Raw genomic sequence first — 237 nt, 5'->3', positions numbered from 1 at the left:
CTACTGATAAAGTTTTTTATCAGTAGGTAGAGATGGTCTGTTCTTCCATATATTTGATATAAGGTCTATACTGCCTACAAGTTCTATTTTATCATTATTTATTACATTTTTGAGCATTTTCATGTCATTCACTGAGAATAAACGTTGGTCGAATCCTATTTTTTTACCAGCTTCAATGTTATTTTTCAACCATTCCTGATATGTAGGTACACCTGGTTCAAGCATTTTATATAGAAC

The 237-nt window shown here is 30.8% G+C and carries 1 protein-coding gene; it reads right to left on the bottom strand.

Annotated elements, in window-relative coordinates; translation table 11 throughout:
• Positions 1 to 237: aminopeptidase P family N-terminal domain-containing protein (locus AACQ14_RS23845; RefSeq protein WP_339366033.1), on the bottom strand; the 237-nt coding region annotated here is incomplete at its 5' end.

Origin of the sequence: Vallitalea maricola (genome assembly GCF_036985595.1) — a bacterium.
GTDB lineage: Bacteria > Bacillota > Clostridia > Lachnospirales > Vallitaleaceae > Vallitalea > Vallitalea maricola.
The sequence above is the reverse complement of the archived record's forward strand: the minus strand, read 5'-3'. Positions and strand labels throughout refer to the sequence as shown.